General features: G+C 69.9%; 24 protein-coding genes, 1 pseudogene and 1 riboswitch. Of the genes and pseudogenes, 13 read left to right on the top strand and 12 right to left on the bottom strand.

The annotated features are described in order from the left end of the window. Positions 1–149 precede the first annotated feature (149 nt). The 3 genes from ABS361_20145 to ABS361_20135 are packed head-to-tail and all read left to right on the top strand — an operon-like array spanning position 150 to position 2,643. A complete protein-coding gene (locus ABS361_20145; GenBank protein XBY46967.1) occupies positions 150–1,121 on the top strand; it encodes an ABC transporter substrate-binding protein in 972 nt (323 codons plus the stop codon). Next, entirely contained in the window at positions 1,118–1,885 is a 768-nt protein-coding gene (locus tag ABS361_20140; GenBank protein ID XBY44303.1) for an ABC transporter permease, read from the top strand. The genes ABS361_20145 and ABS361_20140 overlap by 4 nt, the downstream gene beginning before the upstream one ends. After that, positions 1,873–2,643 carry an ABC transporter ATP-binding protein gene (locus ABS361_20135; GenBank protein XBY44302.1) on the top strand — a complete coding sequence of 257 codons (771 nt, stop codon included), beginning with the start codon at positions 1,873–1,875 and terminating at the stop codon, positions 2,641–2,643. Before ABS361_20140 ends, ABS361_20135 begins: the two co-directional genes overlap by 13 nt. A gap of 78 nt (positions 2,644–2,721) precedes the next feature. On the opposite strand, the gene ABS361_20130 is transcribed toward ABS361_20135, so the two are convergent. From ABS361_20130 to ABS361_20090, 9 genes are all read right to left on the bottom strand, one after another. After that, positions 2,722–3,621, bottom strand: a complete 900-nt coding sequence (locus ABS361_20130; GenBank protein ID XBY44301.1) for a pirin family protein — start codon at positions 3,619–3,621, stop codon at positions 2,722–2,724. Positions 3,622–3,766: 145 nt separating this feature from the next. Beyond that, positions 3,767–4,510 carry an amino acid ABC transporter ATP-binding protein gene (locus ABS361_20125; protein ID XBY44300.1) on the bottom strand — a complete coding sequence of 248 codons (744 nt, stop codon included), beginning with the start codon at positions 4,508–4,510 and terminating at the stop codon, positions 3,767–3,769. Positions 4,511–4,586: 76 nt separating this feature from the next. Then, positions 4,587–5,741: an amino acid ABC transporter permease gene (locus tag ABS361_20120; protein ID XBY44299.1), complete on the bottom strand. Its 1,155-nt coding sequence runs from the start codon at positions 5,739–5,741 to the stop codon at positions 4,587–4,589. 356 nt (positions 5,742–6,097) lie between these two features. Then, positions 6,098–6,946 carry an ABC transporter substrate-binding protein gene (locus ABS361_20115; protein XBY44298.1) on the bottom strand — a complete coding sequence of 283 codons (849 nt, stop codon included), beginning with the start codon at positions 6,944–6,946 and terminating at the stop codon, positions 6,098–6,100. 220 nt (positions 6,947–7,166) lie between these two features. Beyond that, the gene (locus tag ABS361_20110; GenBank protein XBY44297.1) at positions 7,167–8,399 is read right to left on the bottom strand and encodes an FtsX-like permease family protein; all 1,233 of its coding nucleotides are present in this window, start codon (positions 8,397–8,399) and stop codon (positions 7,167–7,169) included. Next, the gene (locus ABS361_20105; protein XBY44296.1) at positions 8,396–9,097 is read right to left on the bottom strand and encodes an ATP-binding cassette domain-containing protein; all 702 of its coding nucleotides are present in this window, start codon (positions 9,095–9,097) and stop codon (positions 8,396–8,398) included. The genes ABS361_20110 and ABS361_20105 overlap by 4 nt, the downstream gene beginning before the upstream one ends. Positions 9,098–9,158: 61 nt before the next feature. Next, on the bottom strand, positions 9,159–9,626 hold the full coding sequence (locus ABS361_20100; GenBank protein ID XBY46966.1) for a hypothetical protein: 468 nt from the start codon (positions 9,624–9,626) through the stop codon (positions 9,159–9,161). A 59-nt stretch (positions 9,627–9,685) separates the two neighbouring features. Continuing rightward, on the bottom strand, positions 9,686–11,431 hold the full coding sequence (locus ABS361_20095) for an alkaline phosphatase (protein XBY44295.1): 1,746 nt from the start codon (positions 11,429–11,431) through the stop codon (positions 9,686–9,688). A gap of 255 nt (positions 11,432–11,686) precedes the next feature. Beyond that, on the bottom strand, positions 11,687–11,974 hold the full coding sequence (locus ABS361_20090) for a hypothetical protein (protein ID XBY44294.1): 288 nt from the start codon (positions 11,972–11,974) through the stop codon (positions 11,687–11,689). Between the two features lie 305 nt (positions 11,975–12,279). On the opposite strand from ABS361_20090, the gene ABS361_20085 reads away from it, so the two are divergent. After that, entirely contained in the window at positions 12,280–13,677 is a 1,398-nt protein-coding gene (locus ABS361_20085) for an ethanolamine ammonia-lyase subunit EutB (GenBank protein XBY44293.1), read from the top strand. Then, positions 13,631–14,452: an ethanolamine ammonia-lyase subunit EutC gene (gene eutC / locus ABS361_20080; GenBank protein ID XBY44292.1), complete on the top strand. Its 822-nt coding sequence runs from the start codon at positions 13,631–13,633 to the stop codon at positions 14,450–14,452. Before ABS361_20085 ends, eutC begins: the two co-directional genes overlap by 47 nt. Here the strand turns inward: eutC and ABS361_20075 are convergent. After that, complete coding sequence (locus tag ABS361_20075; protein XBY44291.1) at positions 14,391–15,605, bottom strand: AI-2E family transporter; 1,215 nt, start codon at positions 15,603–15,605, stop codon at positions 14,391–14,393. The genes eutC and ABS361_20075 overlap by 62 nt on opposite strands. Before the next feature lie 159 nt (positions 15,606–15,764). On the opposite strand from ABS361_20075, the gene ABS361_20070 reads away from it, so the two are divergent. Next, the gene (locus tag ABS361_20070) at positions 15,765–16,169 is read left to right on the top strand and encodes a dihydrofolate reductase (GenBank protein XBY46965.1); all 405 of its coding nucleotides are present in this window, start codon (positions 15,765–15,767) and stop codon (positions 16,167–16,169) included. Between the two features lie 129 nt (positions 16,170–16,298). Then, complete coding sequence (locus ABS361_20065) at positions 16,299–17,861, top strand: hypothetical protein (GenBank protein ID XBY44290.1); 1,563 nt, start codon at positions 16,299–16,301, stop codon at positions 17,859–17,861. Between the two features lie 24 nt (positions 17,862–17,885). Here ABS361_20065 and ABS361_20060 read toward each other — a convergent pair whose 3' ends face one another. Beyond that, positions 17,886–19,337, bottom strand: coding sequence for a cobyric acid synthase (locus tag ABS361_20060; GenBank protein ID XBY46964.1), 1,452 nt, complete (start codon positions 19,335–19,337; stop codon positions 17,886–17,888). Between the two features lie 89 nt (positions 19,338–19,426). Further along, entirely contained in the window at positions 19,427–20,044 is a 618-nt protein-coding gene (gene cobO / locus ABS361_20055) for a cob(I)yrinic acid a,c-diamide adenosyltransferase (GenBank protein ID XBY44289.1), read from the bottom strand. 169 nt (positions 20,045–20,213) lie between these two features. Then, positions 20,214–20,433: riboswitch (cobalamin riboswitch) on the top strand. A 34-nt stretch (positions 20,434–20,467) separates the two neighbouring features. Here cobO and ABS361_20050 point away from each other — a divergent pair. The 6 genes and pseudogenes from ABS361_20050 (at position 20,468) to ABS361_20025 (ending at position 26,705) form a co-directional block, all read left to right on the top strand. Continuing rightward, on the top strand, positions 20,468–20,665 hold the full coding sequence (locus ABS361_20050) for a CbtB domain-containing protein (GenBank protein ID XBY44288.1): 198 nt from the start codon (positions 20,468–20,470) through the stop codon (positions 20,663–20,665). 31 nt (positions 20,666–20,696) lie between these two features. Beyond that, the gene (locus tag ABS361_20045; GenBank protein XBY44287.1) at positions 20,697–21,488 is read left to right on the top strand and encodes a CbtA family protein; all 792 of its coding nucleotides are present in this window, start codon (positions 20,697–20,699) and stop codon (positions 21,486–21,488) included. Beyond that, positions 21,485–21,853, top strand: a complete 369-nt coding sequence (locus ABS361_20040) for a DUF1636 domain-containing protein (protein XBY44286.1) — start codon at positions 21,485–21,487, stop codon at positions 21,851–21,853. The genes ABS361_20045 and ABS361_20040 overlap by 4 nt, the downstream gene beginning before the upstream one ends. 50 nt (positions 21,854–21,903) lie before the next feature. Next, entirely contained in the window at positions 21,904–22,938 is a 1,035-nt protein-coding gene (gene cobW, locus ABS361_20035; GenBank protein XBY44285.1) for a cobalamin biosynthesis protein CobW, read from the top strand. A gap of 63 nt (positions 22,939–23,001) precedes the next feature. After that, positions 23,002–26,427 carry a cobaltochelatase subunit CobN gene (gene cobN, locus ABS361_20030; GenBank protein XBY44284.1) on the top strand — a complete coding sequence of 1,142 codons (3,426 nt, stop codon included), beginning with the start codon at positions 23,002–23,004 and terminating at the stop codon, positions 26,425–26,427. Beyond that, a pseudogene (locus tag ABS361_20025) lies at positions 26,424–26,705 on the top strand (hypothetical protein). The gene cobN and the pseudogene ABS361_20025 overlap by 4 nt, the downstream one beginning before the upstream one ends. Positions 26,706–26,711 lie beyond the last annotated feature (6 nt).

The raw sequence follows: 26,711 nt of genomic DNA, 5'->3' as shown, positions 1-26,711 counted from the left end.
TCTTATGCCACGCGATCCCGCCTGCTATTTTGCCGGACAATTCGATCATGACATCCCGCTGTCGGCACTGGCCGGACGGACGGGCGTCCCGAGGAGGATCCATGTCGCTGTTCAGAACGCTCGTGCGCGCGGTCGCGCCGGCCGCCGTCATGCTCGGCCTCGCCGCCACCCCGGCGCCGGCCGAGCAGATCCGCGTCGGCTACATCCCGATCATCGGCGCCGCGCCGATCTTCGTCGCCGACAAGGAGGGCTGGCTCAAGGAAGGCGGGCTCGAGCCGAAGTTCACGACGTTCGAATCCGGCCCGAACATGATCCAGGCGCTCGCCTCGGGCACGATCGACGTCTATGTCGCCGGCATCGCGCCGCTGGCCGTGGCGCGCTCCAAGGGCATCGACGTCAAGGTCGTCGCCGCGACCGCGATCGAGGAGATGGTGTTCGTCGCCGGTCCGAAGCTCGCGCCCTATTTCGGTGCCGATACCAAGGCGGCCGATGCCTTCAAGGCGTTCAAGGCCAAGGAGGGCAAGAACGCCCGCCTGGGCACCCAGCCGCCCGGCTCGGTGCCGGACACGACCTTGAAGCACTGGCTCTGGAAGGTCGGCGCTGTCGACAAGGCCGATGCCGACATCGTCGCGCTCGGCATCGACGCGACCCAGCAGGCCGTGCTCGCCGGCGCGATCGACGGCGCGACCGTCCGCGAACCGGCCGTCTCGATCATCCGCGCGCGCAATCCGAACGTGAAGATCATCGCGCTCGGCGGCGTGATGTTCCCGAACCAGCCCGGCACGGTCGTCGGCGTCTCGGGCGCCTGGGCGGCCAAGAACCCGGACGGCGTGCAGAAACTGGTCAACGCCGTCGTCAAGGCGATCGATCTCCTGAAGAAGGATCCGGACAAGGCGGTGCCGGCCGTCGGCGCGGCGCTCGGCAAGGGCATCGTCGACGACGCGATCGTCAAGACCGCGCTGACCTCGCCCGCCACCAAGTTCCTCGCCGACCCCCGCGTGATCGCCGCGCCGACCGCCGAGATGCAGGCGTTCCAGGTCTCGATCGGCACGCTCGAGAAGGACATCCCGCTCGACGGCCTGATCGACGCCAGCTTCTACGCGAAAGCCACCGCCAAGTGAGCGACAGCGCAATCGCCAAGGTGCGGCCCCTCGCCCTCGCGGGCCTGGGGCTCGTGCTGTTCTTCGGCCTGTGGGAAGCGGCGAGCCGGCTCGGTCTCGCCGACGAGACGCTGCTGCCGCGCCCGAGCAGCCTGCCGGCGACGTTCCTCAAGGAACTCCGCAGCGGGATCTGGCAGGAGGCGCTGGCCTCCAGCCTGTCGCACTATGTGCTCGGCCTCGCGATCGGCGCCGGCGTCGGCGTCGCCATGGGCGTGCTGACCGGCATGGCCCGCTCGGCCGAGCAGTTGCTCGCCTGGGTGTTCCGCATGCTGCGGCCGATCCCCGGCCTCGCCTGGGTGCCCTTCGCGATCATCTGGTTCGGCGTCGAGGCCAAGGCGGCGGTGTTCATCATCGCGATCGGCGTGTTCTGGATCGTCTACTTCGCGACCCACGGCGCGATCCGGGCGGTCGACCGCGACTTGGTCGAGGTCGCCGAGGCATTCGGCTTCCGCTCGGCGCGCGCGCGGCTCCTGAAGATCATGCTGCCGGCGGCGACACCGGGCATCCTGGTCGGCCTCAGGACCGCGCTCGGCCAGGCCTGGATGGCGGTCGTCGCGGCCGAGATCTTCGGCGTACCCGGTCTCGGCCAGCGCATGATGCAGGCCTCCAGCCTGCTCGCCACCGACATCGTCGTCGTCTACATGCTCACCATGGCCTTGTTCTACGGCCTCATCGATGCTGGCTTCGTGCGGCTGCAGGATTGGTTGCTCCGATGGCGAGCGTGATCTCGATCGAAAAGCTCGGCCTCGCCTTCAATCAGGGCGGCCGCTTCACCCGCGTGCTCGAGGGCCTCGATCTCGCTATCGCGCCGGGCGAGTTCGTGGCGATCGTCGGCCCGTCCGGTGTCGGCAAATCGACGCTCCTCCGCGTCATCGCCGGCCTGTCGCGGCCGAGCGAGGGCACGGTCACCGTCGCGCAGGCCGGCGACCGGCGCGGCGATGCGATCCAGCCGGTCGCGCTCGTGTTCCAGGACGCGCGGCTGCTGCCGTGGCGGCGCGTGCTCGACAATGTCGGCTTCGGCCTCGAACACGGCGGTATCGGGCGCGCCGAGCGGCGCGAGCGCGCCATGGAAGCGCTGAAGCTCGTCGGTCTCGCACATCTCGCCGACCGCTGGCCGCACCAGCTCTCCGGCGGCCAGCGCCAGCGCGTCAGCCTCGCTCGCGCCATCGCGGTCCGGCCGCAGGTGCTGCTGATGGACGAGCCGTTCTCGGCGCTCGACGCGATCACGCGCGAGCAGCTCCAGGACGAGCTCCTGCGCATCCGCGCCGCGACCGGCACGACGATCCTGTTCGTGACCCACGACATCGACGAGGCGGTCTATCTCGCCGACCGGGTGATCGCGCTCGCCGGCTCGCCCGGCCGCGTGTCGTCATCGCTCGCGACCGGCCACGACAGCGCCAGCCGCCGCCGCGGCAGCCCGACGATCGACGTTCTGGCCTCGCAGCTGCGTCAGGATCTGTCCGCCGGCAGCGCCGCACTCTGAGGCGCGCGGCGCCATTGCGGAGCGCGGGACGCATAATGCCCCGCGCTGTTGCCACCCGTCACCTCGACCGAACCCGCCTCAGCCGATGATACGCGGATTGCCGACCGGGGTCGGGATCCACTCGCTCTCGTTCGGCACGGCGTCGAACTTGCCGGCCTCCCAGTCGGCCTTGGCCGACAGGATCCGCTCGCGCCGGCTGGAAACGAAGTTCCACCAGATGTAGCGCGGCCCGTTCATCGACGCGCCGCCGAGCACGAACAACCGGGTCGGGGTCAGTGCCCGGATCGTGATCGGGTCGCCAGGCCGGAACACCACCAGCGCGCCCGCTTCCAGGCGGTCGCCGGCGACGTCGATCTCGCCCGACAGCGTATAGACGGCGCGCTCCTCGGTGACGGCATCGAGCGGCAGGCTCGCACCGGGCTCGAGCGTCACGTCGGCATAGATCGTGTCCGAGGCGGTCGGCGTCGGCGCGGTCGCGCCCCAGAGCGTGCCCGCGATCACGCGGATCACCTTGCCCTCGGCCTCGATCATCGGCAGCGCGCCGATGCCGATGTGGCTGAAGCTCGGGTCGCCTTCTTCCTTGTCTTCGGGCAGCGCCACCCAGCTCTGCAGGCCGAACAGTTTTGAACCGGTCGGCCGCAGTTCCGGCGGCGTGCGCTCCGAATGGACGATGCCGCGCCCTGCGCTCATCCAATTGACGTCGCCCGGCTGGATCGGCAGCTCGGTGCCGAGACTGTCGCGATGGAAGATCTGGCCTTCGATCAGATAGGTGACGGTCGCGAGCCCGATATGCGGGTGCGGCCGGACGTCGAGGCCGGTCTCGGTCAGGAACTCGGCCGGCCCCATCTGGTCGAGGAAGATGAACGGTCCGACCATCTTCCGCCCGGCCGTCGGCAGCGCGCGCCGGACATTGAAGCCGCCGAGATCGGTGACGCGCGGCACGATCAGGTTTTCGATCGAGGGGGACAGGGTCGTCATGGGGCGCGCCTCCGGCCGGACCGCGCTTCAGGATCGATGCGGTCGCTCTCGAGGCGAACATGGCGCGACGGACCGATCGCGGAAAGAGCCCGGACGGCGAACCGATCGTTCGACGGGCGTGATCGATCGAGCGCCGGATGCCCCCTCAGAGCCGGCCGGCCTCGATGATCTTGTCCAGGAACTGCCGCGTGCGTTCCTGTTTGGGCTCGGTGAAGATCTGCTCCGGCGGACCTTCCTCGTGGACGACGCCGCCATAGAGGAAGCAGACCTTGCTGGCGACTTCCTTGGCAAAGCCCATCTCGTGGGTGGCGAGCATCATGGTCATGCCCTCGGTCACGAGGTCGCGCACGATGTTGAGCACCTCCGAGACCAGTTCCGGATCGAGCGCCGAGGTGATCTCGTCGAGCAGCAGCACGATCGGGTCCATCGCCAGCGCGCGCACGATGGCGACGCGCTGCTGCTGGCCGCCGGAGAGCCGATCGGGGAATTCCTTGGCCTTGTGATCGAGCTTGATGCGCTTCAGGAGCTGCATCGCCCGCGCCTCCGCCTCGTCGCGCGACTGGCCGAGCACCTTCATCGGTGCGAGACAGATGTTCTCGATCACCGACATGTGCGGGAACAGGTTGAAGCTCTGGAACACGATGCCGACGTCGCGGCGCAGCGCGTTGACGTCGACGCCGGCGCCGCTCACCCGGTCGCCGTGCAGCTTGATCTCGCCGCCCGAGATCGGCTCGAGCCCGTTGATGCAGCGAAGCAGGGTCGACTTGCCGCAGCCGGACGGGCCGATCAGGCAGACGACCTGATGTTCCTCGACATCGAGTGTCATGCCGTTCAGCACGTTGAACGTGCCGTAGGTCTTCCGGACATTGCGGATTTCGACGAGTGCCATGGGACGAGCCCCGAAAGACGAGAGACGCTGGAGACGCGGGCGGCGGGCCGCCGGCGGGCGTGGAGGGCGGCGCCGGTCAGCCGCCGGCGCGCATCCGCCGCTGATCGGCCTCGATCAGCCGGTCGACCAGACGGGCCTGCGGGATGGTGATCAGCACGAACAGGATCGCCACCGTCGTCACCGACGACAGGTTGAAGTGGTTCGACGCGATGATCTTCGACTGGTTGAAGCTGTCGACCGTGCCGATGATGGACACGAGCGCGGTGTCCTTCTGCAGCGAGATGAAGTCGTTGAGCAGCGGCGGAATGATCCGGCGCACCGCCTGCGGCACGACCACGTAGCGCAGCGTCTGGCCCTGCGACAGGCCGAGCGAGCGCGCCGCCGCCGTCTGGCTCCAGTGCACGCTCTCGATGCCGGAGCGATAGACCTCCGAGACGTAGGAGCCGTAGGTCAGCGTCAGCGCCAGGATCGCGAGCCAGGTCGGGTTCATGTCCTTGACCAGCGGCAGACCGGTCAGCGGCAGGCCGAAGCCGACCAGATAGATCGCGATGATCGCCGGCAGGCCGCGGAACAGGTCGACATAGGCCGTCGCCATCAGCCGGACCGGCGCCCCGGCGCGGCCGGGCGCCAGCCGCGCGATGGCGATCACGAGACCCCAGACCAGCACCAGGATCTCGGCGATCACGAAGATCTCGATGTTGACCCAGAATGCCTTGAAGATCAGCCAGAACGTCTTCGACATCAGGCCGAGATCGAAGAAGGTCTGGCCGACCGCGACCTCGTTGGCGACGATGAACATGCCGAACAAGAGCACGAGCACGAAGGCCGCCGCATAGCCGGCCGCCGTCCAGGCCCATTCCTTCGAATCGGCGATCAGGACGCGCGCCTCGGCGACATCGGACCGTCGCGCCGCCTCCGCCGCACGCGCCGACTGCACACCCTGGATCGCCGGCCGGAGCAGGAACAATGTCGAAGCCGCGAAGGCATAGAGCGCTGTGTCGACTGGTACCGAGCGGAAATCGAGTTCCGCGAGCGCGGAACTGACGAACCAGGCGGTGAAGAACGCCGCCGCGACCGTCAGTGCCGCCACGCCGAGCGAGACATAGGCCCAGACCAGGTTCGATTGCGGCGGTGCCGGGGTCCAGGCCCGTGGCGCGCGCGGCGAAACGACGGCGGCAGCCGACGGGCTGGAGGGCGGCACGGCCGCCGGAGCAACTTCTTCAACGGACATCGGCGAGCCCGGAACCCCCTCGTCACGGAACACGTCACGCCAGAACACGTCACGCAAGAACACGTCACGCAAACAGCACGTCACGCAAATTTCGCAAGCCGCCGGCATGATCCGGCCGTTGCGATCCTCGGCTCTCACGGGCCGTCCCGCCTCCGGCCTCGACCGGACAGCGGCGCCGACCCATGCGCATTTCGCAACTCTACCCAAACGAAACGGAAAAGCGAAGCGGCTGCATCACGCCGTCCCGATCGAAACGGACGGTCGCGCCCGTTTCGCCGGCTGGACCGGTCGAGGGAATGCGGGCGGCATCCCCTCGACTTCGATCAGGCGGACGAATCCGCCGAGGCCCTTGGATCTCAGGGCTTGAAGTAGGGGATCTTGGTCGGATCGGCGCCCCAGACCGCGGCGAGATACTTGGCCGCGAGCTTCTTGGTGGTGCCGTCGTCGATCAGCGCCTGGATCACCTTGTCGAGCACCGCCTTGTTGGCCGAGCCCTTCGGATAGATCGCGCCATACTGCTCGCCGGTCGTGTACTGGCCGACCACGACGACCTTGCCCTTCGATTCCGAGGCCTGGCCGAGCACGATCGCGGTGTCGGTCATGGCGACGTCGATCTGGCCGGCCATCAGCGCGGTGAACAGCGGCGGGGTGTCCGGGAACACCTTGGCCTCGGTCTTCGGCTTCAGCGTGCCGGTGACGAAGTCGGCGCCGGTCGTGCCCTGCTGCACGCCGATCTTGAGATCCTTGATCGACTTCTCGTCGACCTTCTTGCCCTTCTTGGCGAGCACGCCGATGTCGGAGTTGAAGTAGGGCACCGAGAAGTCGACGACCTTCTTGCGCTCCTCGGTGATCGAGGCCTGCGACAGCGCGAGGTCGTAATCCTTGGTCTGGCCGGCGACGAGCGCGTCCCAGGCGACGTTGACGGTCTCGACCTTGGTCAGGCCGAGGCGCCAGGCGATGTTGGCGGCGAGGCAATACTCGTAGCCGTCCTTGATCGCCTCCGGGGTATCGCCGTTCCACCAGGCCGGCGCCGGCAGGTTCACCTCGACGGTGAGCTGGCCGGGCTTGGCCGGGGTCATGGAGAATTCGCCCTTCTTGCCGGTCACCTCGCAGTTGCCGATCTTGTCGGCCGCGAGCGCGGGCGCGGCAGCGAGCATGGACACGGCCAGAGCGAGGCCGAGGCGGATCTTCGACGCGGTTTTCATGTTTGACTGCCTCTGTGGCTGAGAACAGATCGACGCGAGCACACCGGTCGCACCGTGGGATCCGCACGGCGTGCTCAAAAAGATGTCAGGGCGTTTTGATGGGCCCCTGGCGCGAATGTTATCGCGAAATGCGACTTTGAAAACAGGAAAACCGTCGACTTGTCGAACGAGCGTTCAGCATCTCGTGACGCGTTGTTCCGGCGGCTGTGACGGCGCGCGATCAGTCGCCGAGCCCCGCCGCGATCGGCCGGGCGTAGCTCATGAGCGCCGGCACCAGCGCCATGGTGCTGCCGGCGAGGATCAGCGCCGCGACGAAACCGAGATCGCTCCACGCCGGCAGGAACGGCAGGCCGAGCCCGGTGCGCGCCTCCAGCGCGGCGGAGACCGCGACCGCCCCGCCCCAGCCGAAGACCAGCCCCAGAAGCGCGCCGGCGGCGATCAGCCCCGCCGCGCCGATCCAGACCACCGCCAGCACATAGATCCGCGGCGCCCCGAGCGCGCGCAGCACGGCATAGCGCCGGCGCCGGAGCCCGGCGAGCGCGACGACCACGAGCAGGATCGCCGCGAAGACCAGGATGTTGTCGAGGATCGAGGCCCAGACCAGCACGTCGCGGACATCGCCCATGGTTTTGTAGAGCGACACGAGCACCTCGGCCGGGAAGAACGCCATCGTGCCGTTCTGCCGATACTGCGCCCGGAGCGCATAGGCGTCCGCCACGCCGCGCGGCTTGACGACCAATGCCGGAACGCCCGGCATCTTGGTCGCGCCGAACGGCGGTCCGAGCGGCGCGGGATCGCTCGCATGGCCGTTGCCGAGCCCGTGCACCGCCCAGACGCTCTCGACCGGCACCAGGATCGCCCGGTCCCAGGGCGAACCGAGCCGCGGCAGCCGGCCGACGATCCGCAGGCCGGCGCCGGCATGGCGATGCGCGGCCTCCTCGGCGCTTTCGGCGCCGAGCAGCGGATGCGGTCCCGCGCCGTGCGACGGCAGCACGCGGTCGCCGATCGCGGCGCGCACGTCGGCGCCGATCACCGCCTCGTCCTCGCGCTCGAACAGACGCCCCTCGGTCGGCGCGACACGGCCCCAGCGCGTCACGAACGGCGCCGTGGTGCCGACGATCGGATAGCCATGGAAGAAGTCGCCGAACGCGATCGGGGCCACGGCCGCAACGCGGCGATCGGCGGCCAGCGTATCGATGATCCGGCCGTCGATCAGCGGCAGCGCCTCCGGCTGCAGGTAGATCGTGGTCAGCACGGTCTGCGCCTGGCTGCCCGGCGCGGCGACGATCAGATCGAAATCGTCGGCGGCGCGCGCGCTGCTCTTGCGGAACGCCCGTTCCTGCGCGGACAGCGCCACGCCGACCGCGACGGCGATGGCCACCAGCAGGACGACCGTCAGGCCGACCCAGCGCATCGAGCGAAGGTCCGCGAGCACGATGGGGAACGGGTTCATCGCGCCGCCTCCGAGATGCGCGGCAGCGCCGGCGCGTCTTCGACCAGCCGCCCGCCGAGAACCTGGACGACGCGCGGAAAGCGCTCGATCAGGCGTGCGTCATGGCTGACCGCCACCAGGCTGGCCCCGGTTTCCGCGACCGCCTCAACCAGGAGTGTGCCGATCACGGCGCCGGTCTCGGCGTCGAGGCTCGCGGTCGGCTCGTCGGCGAACACGATCGCCGGCCGGTGTACCAGCGCGCGCGCGATCGCGACGCGCTGCTGCTCGCCGCGCGACAAGACGCCAGCGCGCCGGCGCGGGTCCGGCAGGCCCATGCGCTCGGCCAGCGCCACCGCACGCGCCCGCAAGGCGCCATCGACCCGCCACGCGGAAAACCAGCGCGCGATCAGGATGTTCGACAGAATGTCGAGCTCGGGCACGAGGTGAAAGTTCTGGAACACGAAGCCGATCGTCTCGCGCCGCCAGCGGTCGCGCACCGCCTCGCGCTCGGCCGAGACGACGCGGTCGCCCCACTGCACACGGCCCGTGTCCGGCCGGGCGATGCCGGCCGCGACATGCAGCGCCGTGGTCTTGCCCGCCCCCGACGGTCCGGTCAGCACGACCCGCTCGCCGGCGGCGACCGCGAAGCGATCGATCTCGAGCGCGCGCACCTTCGCGCCACCCGCGTCGCGATGATCGACCGCGATATGCTCCAGCACCAGCCGCTCCGGCGGCCTCGAGGCCGCGTCGGACGAGTGACGGGAGATCGCGGCGGGCGCATCAAGCACGGTGATACTGCGCCTTCTCGATGCGGATCTGGCTGACAAAACCGGTCTCCGGATCGATCCAGGAGCCGATCGCGAGCCGGCCCGTGACGGCGACCTTCTCGCCGGCACTGACCAGCGGCGTCGCGGCGTCCATGTAGATGACGACGATGTCGAGCGGCCAGTCGGCATCCGACTGGCAGAACGGGCAGATCGCCAGCGGTTCGCGCGTCAGCACGAAGAAGGTCGATTCCGGCTTCAGGGGCGGCGCCATGTAGCCGATCATGGTCACCTCCTGGCCGGCGAGCGCCCTGACCCCGTCGGCGAACTCGTAGCCGAGCACGCCGAAGCTCTTGTAGAGCCCCTCGAAAGTGATCGCGGCGCCGGCCCGGGCGCCACGGACCAGCGCGGCACTCGCAACGGCGAACGCCGCGGCGAGAACACCGCGGCGGTTCAGATCAAAGGCCAAATCGAACGGTCTCATCTCGGCCGCCTTCTGGCTCGAGGCGAGCGCGGCCGGATCGCCGGCCGCGCTCCCGTCACTCACTTCGCCGCCAGCACCTGGCCGAGGCCGAGGGCCGAGACCATGGCGCGGAACACGCGGGTGTTGTCGACGCGGCCGTGGAAGACGTCCGCACCCGGACCCATCGCGGTCAGCAGCACGTCGTCGGCCGCATGCACGCCGCTGTTGGCCTCGGCCGGCAGATTACCGGTCACGCGCACCGAACCCGGCTTGCAGTACTTTTCGTTGGCGATGAAGGTGCCCTTCTCGGCACCGGCGACCGCCGGCACGAACTCGCCGTCGAGGTGCGGCTTGGCGTCGAAGCAGTGATCCGGATACGAGCCGAAGGTGTAGCCGAGGCGCACCGGCAGATCGACGCTCTCCGGATAGCCGTTCGCGTCGGGCTTGTACTGCGGGAACTTCGACTTGTCGTAGACGCCGAGCTTCTCGCGCGGGGTCTGGCCGGGCAGGCTGTCGTCGTAGGAGCCGATGATGCCGACCATATGGGCGTGGTCAGGGACCACGATGATCATCGTGTCGTTGTTCTTCTCGGCGAAGGCCTTGGCCTGCTTGACGGCGTTGTCGAGCAGGATGGTGTCGAAGACGCCGCGTTCCCAGTCGAGCGAGTGCTTGTACTTGTCGATGCGGGCGCTCTCGACCATCAGGAAGAAGCCCTTGTCGTTCTTCGACAGGGCGTCGATCGCGATCCTGGTCTGCTCGGCGAGGTCCGGCTGATCGGGGAACTTCGACGTGGTGCCGAGCTTGAACTTCTGGTCGTAGGCACCGTCGACGTTGCCGGTGTTGAACAGGCCGAGCACCTTGGTCTTGCCTTCGGCGGCCGCGGCGCGCATCTCGGTCGCGGTCGACACGAAGGTGTAGCCGTCGGCCTTGAACTTCTCGACGAAGTTCTCCTCGTCGGTGCGCTTGGAGCCCGGGATCGACTTCGGCAGGAAGTTCGGCGAGCCGCCGCCCATGATGACGTCCGGCTTGACGGCATAGAACATCTTGACGATGTCGTTATAGTCCGAGCGCTTGCGCGTGTGCGAGACGACGCCGGCCGGGGTCGCGTCCTCGATCTCGGAGTTGGTCACGACGCCGACCGACATGCCGTAGGTCCGCTTCAGGAGCTCGCCGATCGTCTCGACCTTCGGATGGTCGAGCGTCGACTTGTTCTTGGCGCAGTAGACGCCGAGCGCGTTGACGCAGGACTTGTGGCCGGTCGTGTAGGCGCTCATCGAATTGGCGCTGTCGGTGACGACCGAGTCGGTGCCCGAGGTCGAGACCAGCGCCATGTAGGGCATGTCGTCGATCGCGAGTTCGCCGCCGTAACGGCCTTCCACCAGCCCCTTCGACAGGATGCGCGCGGCGGTCCGGTCGGTGACCGACATGCCGTCGCCGATGAACAGGATCACGTTCTTGGCCTTGCGGGCCTCGGTGCCGAACACCTCCCAGGTGACCTTGGCGGTCTTGTCGCCGGCGGTCGCCTCGACCGTGTAGCTGCCCGGCTTGGCGACCGAAGCGCCGCGGATCCAGTAGGCCGAGTGCTCCAGGCCGTCTTCCTTTTCGACGAAGGTCGCCGACTGCCCGAGCACGGCGGCCGGATCCTGGCCGTTGATGGTGACCTTGACCGCGCCCTGCGCCGGCGCGCCCGGGAACTCGACCTTGAAGTCGAACTTGGAGCCGACCAGGATCTCGGCGCGGGTCAGCGGATAGATCGTCTGCGCGCCGGCGGCGGCGGTGCCGGCCGCGGTCAGCGCGGTGGCGAGAAGCAGCGTGGAAAGACGCATCGGTGAGTACCCCCAGGAGCTGCGGCCGGGTGGACCGGTTTGCCCTCGAAAACCTGACCGCGGCTCCACGGACTAAAGAAGCTCCATAAAGCGATTATGACAATATGACGAAATCCATGTATTGATATGTTATAACATTACATTTGACATCGGAGCGAAAGACGTCCGTCCTACCACGACTACTCCAAACAGCGCCGACCCGTGGCTCACCTGTCGCAGGTCTTTCGGGCGCCTCCTCATGCAGGCCCGCTATCGTTATTCATCGACCAGAGGGGCCGACGGATCGATCAGGTAGACACGAATGAGCGCGTATTTCCCTCCGACCCCCTCGGCATGGCGAAAGGCAGGAGAAGAGAGAAACGCGACGGCTTTCTCCATGGTGCGAAAGTGAACCACCGCGATCGACGGGCCGACCCGGCCGAACCCCGGAGCACCCGGCTTGAACACCAGATCCATCCCGGCATCGGCGAACGCTCTCGTGGCGAGCGGTAGAAAATCGCTGACGAACCCTTCAGGCTGGCGAACGTCCGCTGCGATGAGCACGCGCACGGACTTTGATGGAAATGGTCCGAGCAGGAGCAGGAGGACCGTGGTAAAAAGCGCTAGGACCATAGCCAATCGTAGTCCCATCGCGCGCTCCCGGCGTTAAACACAACCAGTATGCGAATTAGGACGGATCGTGTCCACCGGAGGGCCAGACCGGATCCCGATCGGTAAGCATGTCCCGGCTCTGCCCAGCATTGCGGCAGGCCAGGAACGATAGCGCTCGACAGATCGGCTTGCGCCGCGCGAACCGGTCATTACTCTCCCGGTCCGACTGGGCAATTTCCGTGTTCGGAGAGTTCGACATGTTCAGGACCGATCTCGGCGGCACCCGCTACGTCTTTCCCGACCTGAAGACCCTGCTCGCCAAGGCGACGCCGAAGCGCTCGGGCGACGAGCTCGCCGGCATCGCGGCCGCGAGCCGGGCCGAACGGGTCGCGGCCCAGATCGCGCTCGCCGACGTGCCGCTCAGGCGCTTTCTCGACGAGGCGGTCGTGCCCTACGAGACCGACGAGGTCACGCGCCTGATCGTCGACAGCCACGACCCTGAGGCGTTCCGCCCGATCGCGCATCTGACCGTCGGCGGCTTCCGGGACTGGCTCTTGTCCGATGCCGCCGATGCCGAGGCGCTCGCGGCCCTCGCCCCCGGCCTGACGCCGGAAATGGTCGCGGCGGTCTCCAAGATCTGCCGCAACCAGGATCTGATCCTGATCGCCGCCAAGCGCCGGGTGGTGACGCGCTTCCGCACCACCGTCGGCCTGCCCGGCCGGCTCTCGGCCCGCCTGCAGCCGAACCACCCGACCGACGATCCCGCCGGCATCCTCGCCAGCATCGTCGACGGCCTGCTGCTCGGCTCCGGCGATGCCGTCATCGGCATCAATCCGGCCGGCGACAGCCCCGAGCGCTGCCGCGAACTGCTGATGATGATCGACGACATCCGCCGCGCGCTCGACGTGCCGACGCAGAGCTGCGTGCTGACCCACATCACCACGACCATCGGCCTGATCGAGACCGGCGCGCCGGTCGATCTACCGTTCCAGTCGATTGCCGGCACCGAAGCCGCCAATCGCTCCTTCGGCATCGATCTGGCGATCCTGAAGGAGGGCAACGACGCGGCGCGGTCGCTGAAGCGCGGCACGGTCGGCGATGAAGTCATGTATTTCGAGACCGGTCAGGGCAGCGCGCTGTCGGCCAACGCCCATCACGGCGTCGACCAGCAGACGGTCGAGGCGCGGGCCTACGCAGTGGCGCGCGCCTTCTCGCCGTTCCTGGTCAACACGGTGGTCGGTTTCATCGGCCCGGAATATTTGTACGACGGCAAACAGATCCTGCGCGCCGGCCTCGAGGATCATGTCTGCGCCAAGCTGCTCGGCGTGCCGATGGGCTGCGACGTCTGCTATACCAACCACGCCGAGGCCGATCAGGACGACATGGACGTGCTGCTCTTGTCGCTCGCGGCGGCGGGGGTCAATTTCGTCATGGGCCTGCCCGGCGCCGACGACATCATGCTCGGCTATCAGTCGACCTCGTTCCATGACGTCATGGCGACGCGCAGCATGCTCGGCCTGAAGCCCGCGCCGGAATTCGAGGCCTGGCTCCTGAAGGTCGGCCTGATGGACGAGGCCGGCCGCATCGCGCCCTCGACCGCGCTGCCGGATGCCTTCCGCCGCCTGCTGCCGGCGCCCTCGGAGCGCGCGGCATGAGCGGCGCCCTCTCGATCCCTGGGCGCTGCTGAAAGCGCGCACCGTCGCCCGCATCGGCCTCGGCCGCGCCGGCGCCAGCATCGCCACCGCCGATCACCTCGCCTTCCAGGCCGCCCACGCCGCCGCCCGCGACGCCGTGCTATCGCGGCTCGACGTCGAGGCGCTGACGGGAGCGCTGGAGGCGGCCGGCGTAGCGACGACGGTGCTCGCCAGCGGCGCGACCGACCGCACGACCTATCTCGCCCGCCCCGACCTCGGCCGCAGCCTCGATCCCGCCGCGGCCGCGGCACTCGCCGGTGCCGCCGGCGAACGCCCGGACGTCGCCGTCGCGGTCTTCGGCGGCCTGTCCGCCGCCGGCATCGGCTTGCACGCGGCCGAACTGGTCGCCGGCCTCATCACCGACTTCCGAGCCGCCGGCCTGAAGACCGCCTCCGTGCCGGTGGTCGAATTCGGCCGCGTCGCGCTCGGCGACGCGATCGGCGAACGGCTCGGCGCGCGCCTCGTTGTCGTCATCGTCGGCGAGCGGCCGGGCCTGACCTCGGCCGACGCGATCGGCGCCTATGTGACGTTCCGCCCGCGTGTCGGCCTGACCGATGCCGACCGCAACTGCGTCTCGAACATCCGCCCCGCCGGCATGCCGCTCGACGAGGCCCGCCGCCGCATCGGCTGGCTCGCGCGCGAGGCGCTGCGTCTGGAGCTGACCGGCACCGGCCTCAAGGACCGCAGCGACGAGGCGCTGCTCGCCGCCGGCGCGCCGCCGACGGCCATCGCCTAGCCCTGCTCGCCGCGCGGGCCGGCGCCTGCCCCGCGCGATCCGCGTCCGGCTCCTCGCCGTCCGTTCCCTTCTGCCCCTCGCCTTCTTGCCCTGCCACCACCACCGGCACCCCGAGCGTCTCGCGCACATAGAGCTTCTGGACCGCCACATAGACGACCACGGTCAACGGTGCGGCGACGAGCAGGCCGAGCGTGCCGAACACGAGACCGAAGGCGATGACCGCGAAGAGCTGCAGCGCCGGCGGGATCGAGACCATGCGCTTCTGCAGGAGTGGCGTGATCACGTTCGATTCGACCTGCTGGATCGCGACGAACAGCGCCAGCGTCCAGGCCGCCGGCTCGAGCCCCTGGCCGAGCGCCAGCAGGAGCGGCGGCACCGCACCGGCGATCGGCCCGAGCACCGGCACGAATTCCGTCAGTCCGGCGAAGAGCCCGATCGCGATCGGCGCGGGGAGGTCGATCGCCCAGGCGCCGAACCCGGCCATGATGCCGATCAGGACCATGGCGATGCCCTGCGCCAGGGCCCAGAGCCTGAGCGCATTGCCGCAGGCGAGGATGGTTGCTGCCGCCCGTTCCTGCTGCGCCTTCGGAAACAGCTTCACCGCACCGGAGACATAGACCTCCGGCGCGATCGCCAGATAGGCCGCGCCGATCAGGACCAGCACGGCCTCGGTCAGCGCTGTCGCGGCCCCGAGGCCGAAGGTCGTCATCGGGCCGACCACGGTCTCGTAGATCTGCCCGAGCCCGCCGCTCTGACTGTTGCCGGCATGGGCGAGATCGAGACCGTAGCGCTGCCCGATCGCGTCGAGCCGCTCCGGCACCGCCGTCGCCAGCGCCCGGACCTGCACCCCCACCTGCGTGCCGACCAGCGAGCCGACCAGCACGAGCAGCGCCAGCACCGACACGACGACGAGCGCCACGGCGTGGGGGCGAGCGAGCCCGGTCGTGCGATGGATCGGCCCGACCGCCGCGCCGATCAGTACGGCGAGCACCCCGGCCGTGAAGGTGAGCAGCAGCGCATGCCGCACCTCCCAGAGAAACAAGGCCAAGGCGACGAGCCCGAGCGTGATCAGCACACGCCGGACATAGGCCGCCTCGCCGATGGCGCCGCTCTCGCCGGACGCGCGCGCCGCCCGCTCCGGCTCCTCCCTCATCTCTTCGACGATCGCCGCCTCCCCGCCCATGCACCCGACGCGACGAGGGCCGCGGCGATTTCCGCTGTTGCCTCGCCCCGAGGCGTGGTTCAGAGGGGTAAATCGGCGATTCCGGCGTTGTTCCGGAACGAACGGATCCGGCGAGAAGGAATGGCGACGATGGCGGACGTGCGCAGCATCTGTGCGATCGGCAAGCGCGGGCAGCTCGGCCTGCACGGCGTGCTGCCCTGGGAGGGCAATACCGATCCGGACTTCGTTGCCGATGTCGCGCGCTTCTTCGACATCACCCGCGGCCACGTGATCGTCACCGGCCCGCGCACCTATGCGTCGTTTCCGAAATGGGCGTTCCTCGATCGCACCATCGTCGAGATCCGCTCGCACATGACACCCGAACAGGTGCTGGCGCCGTTCCATGATCGCGTCGTCTATATCGGCGGCGGCCCGTCGGTCTGGACCGCCTATGCGCATCTGATCCGGCACTGGGACATCAATCGCCTGCCCTATGACGGCGACGCCGACACCTGGTTCGATCCGGCCTGGCTGGTCGCCGCCGGCCCCGCCTGACCGGCCTTGCCCGTCTGGATCCGGAAGCGGCGATCCGCCGCGCCGGCCGTGCGGGGCCGACCGACGCTATGGCTGACATGACAACCGGTCTTAACGCTCCATCCAGAGTTGCCAGCAATAATCGGCCATATGAAGGTCGCGCTGCTCCTCGCCCCCGGAAACCTGCGCCGCTGGCATGTCGATCTGGCCGACCGGCTGATCGCCGACGGCCATGCGGTCGCGCTGCGTTTCGATGCACAGGCGCCGGTGCTGCCCTATGCGGTCGGATTTCTCGAGCAATTTGAAGCCATTCTGACCCGACGGGGCGCGAGCGGCCCCTCCGACCGGATCGACGACGCCCGCGCCGATGACCTGCGGCCGACCGGTTTCGAGACCGAAGCCGATGTGACCATCGATCTTTCCGGTGCGGCCGAGATCGCGGCGGGTGTGACCCTCGCGATCCTGTTCGACGGCGCCCCCGGCGACGCGGCGCTGACCGCGGCCCTGCTCGAACGGCGCCTGCCGGTCGTCTCGATCGTCGCCGTCGGCGCGGATGCACTGGCGATCTTCGAGGAAGGCCGGCCCGCGCTCGAGCGGCCCGACGTCTTCCTGGTCGGCCGCGACGCCGTCTGCGGCCGTCTGCCCGGCCTCGTGCGACGGACGATCGAGCGGATCGGACAAGGCGCAGCCCCGGCGCGCACGGTCGTCAGGGCTGGCGGCGCCCTCGCCGGCACGCACCCGGCACGCTTCATGTTCGAATCGATCGCCGCCGCTGCGAGCAGGAAACTGAAGCGTCTGCTCGTCCACGACGACCACTGGCGCATCGGCATCCGCCGGCTGGCCTCGCCCGCCGACGGCGTCCTCGACCGCCTCGCCTGGCCGGCGAACGGCTACCACTGGCTCGCCGACGATCGGCGCCGTTATTACGCCGACCCGTTCCTGTTCCGCGACGGCGGCACGACCTGGCTCTTCTGCGAAGAATACCCCTATGCGACCCGCAAGGGTATTCTGTCGGTCGCGCGCGTCGATGCCGACGGCATCCCCGAGACGCCGCGCCCGATCCTCGAGACCGAGACGCATCTCTCGTATCCCTTCGTGTTCCGCCACGCCGGAGCGATCTACATGATGCCGGAGAGCTCCGGCGCGAAGACGCTGGAGCTCTGGCGCGCGATCGCATTTCCGGATCGCTGGGAGCGGGTGGCGACGCTGGTCTCGGGCGTCTCGCTCGCCGACGCGACCCTGTTCGCCCATGCCGGCCGGTTCTGGATCACCGCGGCGATCCAGGAACCGTCAACCTCGTCCTGGGACGCGCTGATGGTCTATGTCGCCGACGATCCGCTCGGCCCCTGGCGGCCGGCATCGTCAGAGCCGCTGCTGATCGATGCGAGTTCGGTACGTCCGGCCGGCCACGTGGTCGAGCGCGACGGCGTGCTCTACCGCCCAGCACAGGACTGCCGCGACGGCTACGGCGCGGCGCTGACGCTCGCGCGCATCGATGCGATCGGCGAAGGCCGGTTTGAGCAGACGATCGTCAAGCGCCTCGACCCGCCGCCGGGCGGCCCGCCCTGGGGCGTCCACACGCTGAACGCGCTCGACGATCTCGAAGTCATCGACGCCACCGGCCCGATGCCGCGCTATGGCGCGCTCGGCACGGTCGGTGCCGGCGCGGGCGGGATCGCGGCGGCCTCGGGCCTCGCCCTGACGCTGCTCTGAATCAGCCCGACGCCGAACCAAATCTCAGCGCGCGAGATCGAGCAGCCGATCGAGGTCGACGTGGGCGGCGACATGCGCCGCCAGCGCATCGAGCGTCGCCTCGACCGTCGCCTCATGCGACCGGCCGGACGCCGCCGCGCCGAGCGAGGCGAGAAACGCCCGCCGCTGCGCGTCGTCGGCGAAGAACCCGTGCACATAGGCGCCGCTCGCCAGCCCGTCGGCCCGGGTCGCACCGTCGGTGCGACCGTCGTCGAAGCGCAGCACCGGCCGCGCGCGGTCCGGCCCCTCGGTGACGCCGATATGCATCTCGTAGCCCGAGAACGGCACCCCGTCGGCGACGGTCGCGCCCTCGACCCGGCGCAGCGCCTTCGAGCCGGTCAGCACGGTATCGACCGCGAGCACGCCGAGCCCCGGCACGGTGCCGGGCGGCCCTTCCATGCCCTCGGGATCGGCGACCGTGCACCCGAGCATCTGGTAGCCGCCGCAGATCCCGAACACGCGGCGGCCGCGACGCAGATGCGCCGCGATGTCGATGTCGAAGCCGCTCTCGCGCAGCGCAGCGAGATCGGCGATCGTCGCCTTGGAACCCGGCAGCAGGATCAGGTCGGCCTCGGGCGGAATAACCTCGCCGCGCCGGACCATGACCAGCCGGACCGACGGCTCGGCCTTGAGCGGATCGAGATCGTCGAAATTGGCGATGTGCGGCAGTTGCGGCACGGCGATGGTGACGGCTGCCCCCGTGCCCGTGCCGGCGAAGTCGCGCTTGTCCAGGGCGACCGCGTCCTCGGCCGGGAGGAGCCCCGCGTCGCGGAAATGCGGGATCAGCCCGAGCGCCGGCCAGCCGCTCTTCTCGGCGATCAGCGCCATACCGCTCTCGAACAGGCTCGGATCGCCGCGGAACTTGTTGACCACGAAGCCCGCGATCATCGCGGCGTCGTCCGGATCGAGCACCGCGCGCGTGCCGACGATCTGCGCGATCACACCGCCCCGATCGATGTCGCCGACGAGCACCACCGGCACGTCGGCGGCGCGCGCAAAACCCATGTTGGCGATGTCGCCGGCGCGCAGGTTGACCTCGGCCGCGCTGCCGGCGCCCTCGACCAGCACGAGATCCGCCTCGGCGCGGAGCTTGTCCCAGCTGTCGAGCACCGCGGCCATCAGGCCGGGCTTCATGCCCTGGTATTCGCGCGCCTTGGCGTTGCCGTGGATGCGGCCCTGCACGATCACCTGCGAGCCGACCTCGCTCTGCGGCTTCAGGAGCACCGGGTTCATGTGCACGCTCAGGGCGACCCGGGCCGCGCGCGCCTGCAGCGCCTGTGCGCGGCCGATCTCGCCGCCGTCGGCGGTCACGGCGGCATTGTTCGACATGTTCTGCGGCTTGAACGGCCGGACGACGAGGCCGCGGTTGGCATAGGCGCGGCAGAGCCCGGCGACGAGCAGGCTCTTGCCGACGTCGGAGCCCGTCCCTTGCAGCATGAGCGCCCTGGCGCGCCGTCCGTCCATGCGTTCCCCGCCCCCTTCTCGAACCGCCCGTTTCCGAAACCCTCGCGCCGATCCTGTGCCGGTCAGAACTCGATGCCCTGCTGCGCCTTCACGCCGCTGGCGAAATGGTGCTTCACCAGCGTCATTTCGGTGACGAGATCCGCCGCCTCGATCAGCTCCGGCTTGGCATTGCGACCGGTGACGATGACATGCAGGTCGCCGCGCCGCGCCTTCAGCGTCTCGACCACCTCGGCGAGCGGCAGGTAATCGTAGCGCAGCGCAATGTTGAGTTCGTCGAGCACGACGAGCCGGATCGTCGGATCGGCCATCAATTCGCGGGCCTTGGCCCAGGCGCGGTTCGCCGCCGCAACGTCGCGCGCGCGATCCTGCGTCTCCCAGGTGAAGCCCTCGCCCATCGTGTGCCAGGAAACGAGGTCGCCGAAGCGCTCGAGCGCATGCTTCTCGCCGGTGTCCCAGGCGCCCTTGACGAACTGCACGACGCCGATCCGCCAGCCGTAGCCGAGCGCGCGCAGCACGAGGCCGAAGGCGGCGGTCGACTTGCCCTTGCCCGGACCGGTGTTGACGATCAGCAGCCCCTTTTCGGCGATGGTCTTGGAGGCGACCTCGGCGTCCTGCACCGCCTTGCGCTTCTCCATCTTCGCCTTGTGGCGGGCCTGTTCGTCGTTGTCCGGCGTGGTCATGCCGCTCTCCATCCAAGGACCGTTCGGGGCCGGACAGTGACCACGCGCGAGCGCCGGCCGCAAGTCCGGATGCGCCGCAGGCTGGCGGCCGGGCGCCGCTCCCGTGGCGGAATGCGTCGTTTTCGCGACGCCCCCGGTCGCATCGCTCATTGACAGCGACCGTCATAAACCGCATCAAAGAAGCGACGGTCCCTCTCTCCGAGGGTGAAAAGGGAATGCGGTCTTCGCCGGCCAGACAAAGGCCGGCAGAGAATGCCGCAGCTGCCCCCGCAACTGTGAGCGGTTAGCCGGACGCCTCATGCCACTGGTCCTTTCGGGGAGACCGGGAAGGCGGCGAAACCGGCAGCGATCCGCGAGCCAGGAGACCTGCCGTCGCAGCGCAACCTCTTTCGGCCGCCGGTGGGGCGCGCCAGGAGAACCACGATGCAGACCAACACCGCCGCTCTCGGCCACACCGTTCCGGCCACCCGCGAGATCTCGCGCGCCGACACGCTGAAGGTCGCCTTCGCCGCCGCCGCTCTCGGCGTCGCGCTCGTGTTCACGACCGGCTTCGCCGGCGCGAACGTGCTGCACAATGCCGCTCACGACAGCCGTCATGCGATGAGCTTCCCCTGCCATTGAGGCGGGGAACCTCGTCGCAGGTTCGACAGCCATGTTGAACCGCGTGTTCACGGTCGGCCTGTTGGCCGGCCTTGTCGCCGGGCTTGCGATTGCGGTCCTGCAACAATTCACCACGACTCCGATCATCCTGAAGGCCGAGGTCTATGAGAAGGCCGCGGAGCATCACGCCGCGCTGGCCCTTCCGACGCCGTCGGTCGCCGGCTGGACCGCGTCCGGCGCGCCGGTGATCCTGGCCCATTCGCACGGGCCCGAGGCCGGCGCCGCCGCGCCGAAGGCCGAGGCGGACGAGGGCTGGCAGCCGCGCGACGGCCTCAAGCGGACGCTGTTCACCTCGCTCGCCACCGTGCTGACCGCGATCGGCTATGCGCTGGTGCTGATCGCGGGCATGCTGGTCGCGGGTGACCGGATCACGCCGCGCACCGGCCTCGCCTGGGCCGCCGGCGCCTTCGCCGCCACCGGTCTGGCGACCGGCCTCGGCCTGGCGCCGGAACTGCCCGGTGCGGCCGCCGCCGACCTGACCGCCCGCCAGCTCTGGTGGGTCGGCACGGCCGCGTCGACGGCGCTGGCGCTCTGGCTCCTGGTGCGGGTCGACCGCATGCCGGCCAAGAGCTTCGGCCTCCTGTTCCTCGTCGCACCGCACCTGATCGGCGCACCGCATCCCGCGACGCTGACCAGCACAGTGCCGGCCGAACTCGCCGCGCATTTCGCCTCGACGTCGCTGGCGCTCCACGCCGCGCTCTGGCTCAGCGTCGGCGCGCTCGTCGGCCTGTTCTGGACCCGGACCGAGAAGACGGCCGCGGCTGTGAAGGTCGCGGCCCGATGACCGCACCGGTCACGATCTACGTCTGCACCACCTGCCGCCGGGCCGAGGACCCGGCCGAGGCGCCGCGCGCCGGCGCCCGGCTGCATGCCGCGGTCGCCGAGGCAGCGAACGATGCGACCGACGTCGCCGTCGTCGGCGTGGAGTGCCTGAGCGTCTGCAAGCGCCCGGTCACGATCGGCTTCACCGCCGCCGGCAAGTGGACCTACGTCTACGGCGACTTCGTGCCCGAGACCGCGGCCGAGGGCATCCTCGCCGCCGCCCGTCAATATGCGGTCGCGCCGGAGGGGCTGATCCCCTGGCGCGAGCGTCCCGACAGCCTGAAGAAGGGCGTCGTCGCCCGCATTCCCCCGATCAAGCCTGTCTGAGGCAGATGCGTTCGGGCGCCGCGCCCGAACGCCACGGAGTCATTGGCGTCATGAACGCGTTTTCGAAAATCCCGGTCACGATCGTCACCGGCTTCCTCGGCGCCGGCAAGACCACGCTGATCCGCCACGTGCTGGAGACCGTGAAGGGTCGCCGGCTGGCGCTGATCGTCAACGAGTTCGGCGATGTCGGCGTCGACGGCGAGGTGCTGCGCGCCTGCGGCGTCGAGAGCTGCCCGGAGGAGAACATCGTCGAACTGGCGAACGGCTGCCTGTGCTGCACGGTCGCCGACGACTTCCTGCCCGCGATCGAGGCGCTGATCGCCCACGAGCGCCGGCCGGAACACATCATCGTCGAGACCTCGGGTCTCGCGCTGCCGAAGCCGCTGATCAAGGCTTTCGACTGGCCCGAGGTGCGCGCCCGGCTGACCGTCGACGGCGTGATCGCCGTGGTCGACGGCCGCGCGGTCGCCGACGGCCGCTTCGCCGACGATCCCGACGCGGTGCTGCAGCAGCGCGCGGACGATCAGGCGGTCGATCACGACAATCCGCTCGAGGAGGTCTACGAGGACCAGCTCCTCGCCGCCGATCTCGTCGTGCTGAACAAGACCGACCTGCTCGACGCCGAGACCGCGAGCCGCGTCGGCGGCGAGATCGCCAGCGCGATCCCGCGCGCGGTGAAGGTGGTCGAGGCCCGCGAGGGCCGCATCGATCCGGCCGTGCTGCTCGGCATCGCGGCCGCCGCCGAGGACGACCTCGCCAATCGCCCGTCGCACCACGACGCCGAACCCGAGCACGACCACGACGACTTCGACAGTTTCGTCGTCGAGATCCCGGCGACCGCCGATCCGGAGGCGCTGGTGGCGAAGCTCGCCAAGGTCGCCGAGGACCACGACGTGCTCAGGATCAAGGGCTTCGTCGAGGTCGCCGGCAAGCCGATGCGCCTGCTCGTGCAGGGCGTCGGCAACCGCTTCCGCCACCAGTTCGACCGCCCGTGGAACGCCGGCGAGGCGCGCCGCAGCCGGCTGGTCGTGATCGGCGAGAAGGGCCTCGACGCCGAGGCGATCCGGACCGCCATCGCGGCCTGAGCGCCGCGTTCGAAACACTGGACCCGCGGGCACCTCGCGGGTCGTGTCTGGAGGAACAGGACGATGCACGTCCTCGCCGAGACGATCCGCACGCTGGACGACACCGTCCAGGCGGTCGATCTCGCCCAGACGCCGGCGGAAACGGTGTTTCTGTCCTTCACCGATTCCGACCTGTCGATCGTAGCGTCGGTCGCCGAGACCCTGGCCGCGCCTGAGGTCGCGACCGCCGCCGCCCCCTCGCTTCGCCTCGCCAGCCTCGCCGACCTGCGCCATCCCTTCTCGGTCGATACCCATGTCGACATGGTCGCGCGCCACGCGAAGCTGGTGGTCGTGCGCCTGCTCGGCGGGCTCGACTACTGGCGCTACGGCGTCGAGGAACTGGCCGCGAGCGCGCGCCGGCACGGCTTTGCGCTCGCCGTCGTCCCCGGCGACTACCGCGAGGATCCGCGCCTCGATGCCGCCTCGACCGTGCCGATCGCGGATCTGCGCCGGATCTGGGGCTGGTTCCAGCACGGCGGGCCGGACAACATCCGGTCGTTCCTCGCCTGGATGGCGGAGCAGGTACGGCCGACCGTCGCCGACGAGCCGACCCGGCGCTGGCGCGATCCCGCGCCGCTGCCGGCCTTCGGCCTGCCCGGCGACCTCTGCCGCGAACCGACGAGCGCCTTCGAGACCAGCGCCGCCGCGGCCGACGCGCCCCGCGCGCTCGTCCTGTTCTACCGCTCGATCCTCGCCGCCGGCGACACGGCGCCGATCGCCGCGCTCGCCGAGGCGCTCGCCGCGCGCGGCTTCACGGTCGACGCGGCCTTCGTCACCAGCCTCAAGGATCCGGTCGCGGTCGAAGCGCTCGCCGCCCATCTCGACCGGCATCTGCCGACGGTGATCCTCAACACGACGGCTTTCTCCGCCAAGCTTGACGACGGCACCACCGTACTCGACCGCGCCGACGTGCCCGTCATCCAGGCCATTCTCTCGACCGCGACCCGCGAGGCATGGGAAACGTCGAACCGCGGCATCGGCGCCGCCGACCTCGCCATGAACGCGGTGCTGCCCGAGGTCGACGGCCGCATCGTCGCCCGCGCGATCTCGTTCAAGGCCCGGCAGCCGCGCTCCGAGGCATTCGAATTCGCCCGGCTGACCCATGCGCCGGAGACGGACGGCGTCGCGGCCGTCGCCGATCTCGCTCAGGCCTGGGCGAGGCTCGGCCGCACGCCGCGCAGCGAACGCAAACTGGCGCTCGTGCTGTCGGACTACCCGGCCAAGGGCGGTCGCGCCGCCTATGCGGTCGGCCTCGACGGCCCGGCCAGCATCGGCGCGATCGCCGAGGATCTCGCGAGTGCCGGCTATCGCGCGACCGCGATCGGCGATCCGCAAGACCTGATCCGGCGGCTTGAGGCCGGCTTGCATACAATCCGCTGGCCGCTCGCCGCCTACCACGCCGCCTTCGCGACGCTGCCCGAGCCGTTCCGCGCGTCCGTCGCCGCCGCCTGGGGCGAGCCGGAGGCCGACCCGGCCTGCGACGGCGATGCGTTCGCGCTGTCGGTCTGCGAGGCCGGTCATCTGACCATCGCGGTCCAGCCCGATCGCGGCGCGCGCGCGACCCGCAAGGGCGACTATCACGACCCGACCCGCCCGCCGCGCCACGGCTATGTCGCCTTCTACCTGTGGCTCCGGATGCACGCGCGCATCGACGCGATGATCCATCTCGGCACCCACGGCACGCTCGAATGGCTGCCCGGCAAGGCCGTCGCGCTATCGAACGCCTGCGCGCCGGCGGCCCTGATCGGCGCGACGCCGGTCGTCTATCCCTTCATCGTCAACAACCCCGGCGAAGCCTGCCAGGCCAAACGCCGCATCGCGGCCGTCACCCTCGGCCACCTGACGCCGCCGCTCGCCCGCGCCGGCAGTCACGGCGCGACCGAGGAGATCGAGGCGATGCTCGACGAGTTCGCCGCCGCGCAGACCATGGACGCGCGCCGGGCGAAGCGGCTCGCCGAGACGATCCTCGCCCGCGCGGTCGAGACGGGCCTCGCCGAGGAATGCGGCCTCGATCCGGCCATGGACCAGGCCGCCGCGCTCGCCAGGCTCGACGCCTGGATGTGCGACCTCAAGGACATGCGCATCGGCGACGGCCTGCACGTGTTCGGCCGCGCACCCGAAGCCGCCCGCCTGGACGAGACCGTCGCCGCATTGGCCGAGACCCCGGAAATCGCCGCGTCCCTGCGCGAGCGCCTCGCCGCCTCGGCCAATGCCGAGCGCGATGCGCTGATCGCCGCGCTCGACGGCCGCTTCATCGCGCCCGGCCCGGCCGGCGCGCCGACGCGTGGCCGCATCGACGTGCTGCCGACCGGCCGCAATCTCTACACGGTCGATCCGCGCGCAGTGCCGACCCCGACCGCCTGGGAGATCGGCCGGCGCACGGCGGAGGAGGTGATCGCCCGCTATGTGCAGGACCACGGCGACTGGCCGCGGCGCATCGTCGTCGACCTCTGGGGCAGCGCCACCATGCGGACCGGCGGCGACGAGCTGGCGCAGGCCTTCGCGCTTCTCGGCGTCCGGCCGCGCTGGGATGCCGCGAGCGCGCGCGTCTCCGGGCTCGAGGTGATCGCACCGGCCAGGCTCGGCCGGCCGCGTGTCGATGTCACCCTCCGTGTCTCGGGCCTGTTCCGCGACGTATTTCCCGCCCAGATCACCCTCTTCGACGAGGCGGCGCGCACGGTCGCCGCTCTGGAAGAAGACGCCGAGACCAACCCGCTCGCGGCCTCCGTCCGCGCCGGCGACGCCGACACGCTCGCCCGCGTGTTCGGCGCGGCACCCGGCGCCTATGGCATCGGGCTCGCGACCCGGATTGCGACCGGCGACTGGACCGATCGCGCCGAACTCGGCGACGCCTATCTCGCCGCGACCACCCATGCCTTCGGCGCCGACGGCGACCGCCCGGCGGCAGGCGCCTTCGCCGCGCAGGTCGCGACCGCCGACGCCTTCGTCCACGTCCAGGACATGGCCGGCCAGGACGTGCTCGATTCCGACGCCTTCGCCGAGCACGAAGGCGGCTTCGCCGCCGCCGCCGACCGGCTCGGCAATGCCCCGGCGCTCTACCACGTCGACGCGACCCGCCCGGAGGCGCCCAAGGTACGCGGCCTCGCGGAAGAGGTCGCGCGCGTGGTTCGGGCACGGGCGACCAACCCGCGCTGGATCGCCGGCCAGATGCGCCATGGCCATCGCGGCGCGGCCGAGATCGCCGAGACCGTCGGCAATCTGGTCGCCTTCTCCGCCACCGCCGACGCGGTGGGACCGCGGCAATACGATCTTGTCTTCGACGCCACGCTCGGCGACGACCGAGTGCGCGACTTTCTCGTCGCGGCCAATCCGGCCGCGGCCCGAGCCGTCGCGCGGGCCTTCGACGAAGCACTGCGCCGAGGGCTCTGGGCGAGCCGCCGCAATTCCGTGCGCGGCCGCATCGACGAAGTGCTGGGAACAGCAGCATGACCAGCGAGACGATGGCCGCCGAACCGGCGAACGTGACGGGCGCGAACGTGACGGGCGCGAGCGTGAAGGGATGGTGCCCGGGGGCCCTGCGCCCGATGGAGACCGGCGACGGGCTGGTCGTCCGGCTGAGGCTGACCGGCGGGATCCTGGCTTGCGCCGCCGCGCGCAAGATCGCCGAGCTCGCCCATATCCACGGCAATGGCCAGATCGACCTCAGCCAGCGCGCCAACCTGCAGATCCGTGGTGTCTCGACCCAGAGTTTCGCGCCGCTGATCGCCGCGCTC

The sequence above is a fragment of the Ancalomicrobiaceae bacterium S20 genome, assembly GCA_040269895.1.
GTDB lineage: Bacteria > Pseudomonadota > Alphaproteobacteria > Rhizobiales > Ancalomicrobiaceae > Methyloraptor > Methyloraptor flagellatus.
This window is presented reverse-complemented; position numbering and strand designations above follow the sequence as displayed.